The 2198-nt window shown below is 75.0% G+C and carries 1 protein-coding gene and 1 pseudogene; both read left to right on the plus strand.

Going from position 1 to position 2198, the window contains the following annotated elements; genetic code table 11:
* The first annotated feature begins 45 nt into the window (after positions 1-45).
* Positions 46-456: a phosphoribosyl-AMP cyclohydrolase gene (hisI, locus tag JNW89_RS35465; RefSeq protein ID WP_346539849.1), complete on the plus strand. Its 411-nt coding sequence runs from the start codon at positions 46-48 to the stop codon at positions 454-456.
* Positions 457-514: 58 nt separating this feature from the next.
* A pseudogene (locus JNW89_RS35470) lies at positions 515-2069 on the plus strand (anthranilate synthase component I).
* Positions 2070-2198 lie beyond the last annotated feature (129 nt).

The following is a 2198-nucleotide window of genomic DNA, read 5'->3' on the forward strand; positions in this document are numbered from 1 at the left end:
ACGCCCCCGCAGGTCCCCGCACCGCGTGCGGGACAATGGGTCACTGTGCCAGTGACTGACTCTTCCCCGAGCGACGCCGACGCCGGCGCGGTGCGCCCGTCGCGCCTCGATCCGGCCGTCGCCGCCCGGCTGCGCCGCACCCCCGACGGCCTGGTCGCCGCGGTGGTGCGCCAGCACGACACCGGCGAGGTGCTGATGGTCGCCTGGATGGACGACGAGGCGCTGCACCGCACGCTGACCACCGGCCGGGCCACCTACTGGTCGCGCAGCCGGCAGGAGTACTGGGTCAAGGGAGCCACCTCCGGGCACCACCAGTACGTCCGCTCGGTGGCGCTGGACTGCGACGGTGACGCGCTGCTGGTCAGCGTCGACCAGGTGGGGGCGGCCTGTCACACCGGGCACCGCACCTGCTTCTTCACCGAGCTGCCGGTCAGCGGCGCGGGGACCCAGCGGTGAGCGCGGACAGCGGGGCGCGGCCGGACCGCGCCGGCGCGGACGAGAGGCAGGCCCGGCGATGACCGACGGCACTCTGAGCCCCGACCTGGGCAGCTTCACCGAGCTGGCCGCCCGCTGGCGGGTGGTGCCGGTGACCCGGCGGCTGCTGGCCGACGCGGAGACCCCGGTCGGGGTCTACCGCAAGCTCGCCGGCGGCCCGGGCACCTTCCTGCTGGAGTCCGCCGAGCAGGGCGTCGGCTCGGCCGGGATGTCCTGGTCGCGGTACTCGTTCATCGGCGTGCGCAGCGGCGCGACCCTGGTCGAACGGGACGGCGTCGCGGTCTGGACCGGCCAGCCCCCCCACCGGCGTGCCGTCCTCCGGCGACCCGGTCGAGGTGCTGCGCGAGACCGTCGAGGCCCTGGCCGGCCCGGTCTGGGACCCGGCCAGCGACATGCCGCCGTTGACCGGCGGCATGGTCGGCTACCTGGGCTACGACCTGATCCGGCGCTTCGAGCGGTTGCCCGAGCTGACCGAGGACGACCTCGGGGTGCCGGAGCTGGGCATGATGCTCGCCACCGACCTGGTGGTGCTCGACCACTACGACGGCTCGGCGATCCTGGTCGCCAACGCGGTGCTGCCGCCGCTGGACGCGCCGGACCGGGAGCCGCTGGTCGCGGCGGCGTACCACCACGCGGTGGGACGACTCGACGCGATGACCACCGCGCTGTCCCGACCGATTCCGCCCATGATCTCCACCGTCGGCCGGCCGCCGGCCGGCGAGGTGGTCAGCCGTACCCCGGACGGCGGCTACCCGAAGGCGGTCGAGGCCGCCAAGGAGGCGATCCGCGCCGGCGAGTGCTTCCAGATCGTGCTCGCCCAGCGCTTCGAGCGGGACACCCGCGCCGACCCGCTGGACGTCTACCGGGTGCTGCGCACCACCAACCCCAGCCCGTACATGTACCTGCTGCGCTTCGACGGCTTCGACATCGTCGGCTCGTCCCCCGAGGCGCACCTGAAGGTCAACGCCGGTCCGGACGGGCAGCGGCGGGCGCTGCTGCACCCGATCGCCGGCACCCGGCCGCGCGGCGCCACCGCGGACGCCGACACCCGGCTCGCCGCGGAGCTGCTCGCCGACCCCAAGGAGCGGGCCGAGCACGTGATGCTGGTCGACCTGGGCCGCAACGACCTGGGCCGGGTGTGCCGTCCGGGCACGGTCCAGGTGCCCGAGTTCGCCACCATCGAGCGGTACAGCCACGTGATGCACATCGTCTCGACCGTGGTGGGCACGCTGCGCGACGACCGGACGGCCTTCGACGCGCTCGCCGCGACCTTCCCGGCCGGCACCCTCTCCGGTGCCCCGAAGGTGCGCGCCATGGAGATCATCGAGGAGCTGGAGCCGGTCCGGCGCGGGATCTACGGCGGCACGGTGGGCTACTTCGGCTTCGGCGGCGACCTGGACATGGCGATCGCCATCCGCACCGCGCTGATCCGCGACGGGCGGGCGTACGTGCAGGCCGGGGCCGGGGTGGTGGCCGATTCCGATCCCGCCGGCGAGGACCAGGAGACCCGGAACAAGGCCGCCGCGGTGCTCGCGGCCATCGCCGCCGCCGAAACCCTCCGGCCGGCCCGATGAGTGGCCCGGTGAGCGGTCCGGACACGCCCGCCGCGCCGGACAGCCCCGCCGAGGCGGGTACGGCGGCCGTGCCGGGCCGGCGCGAGTTGACGTACGCGGTGCTGCTCTGCCTGGCCGGGGCGGGCCTGG

The sequence above is a fragment of the Micromonospora sp. 4G55 genome (assembly GCF_016803375.1).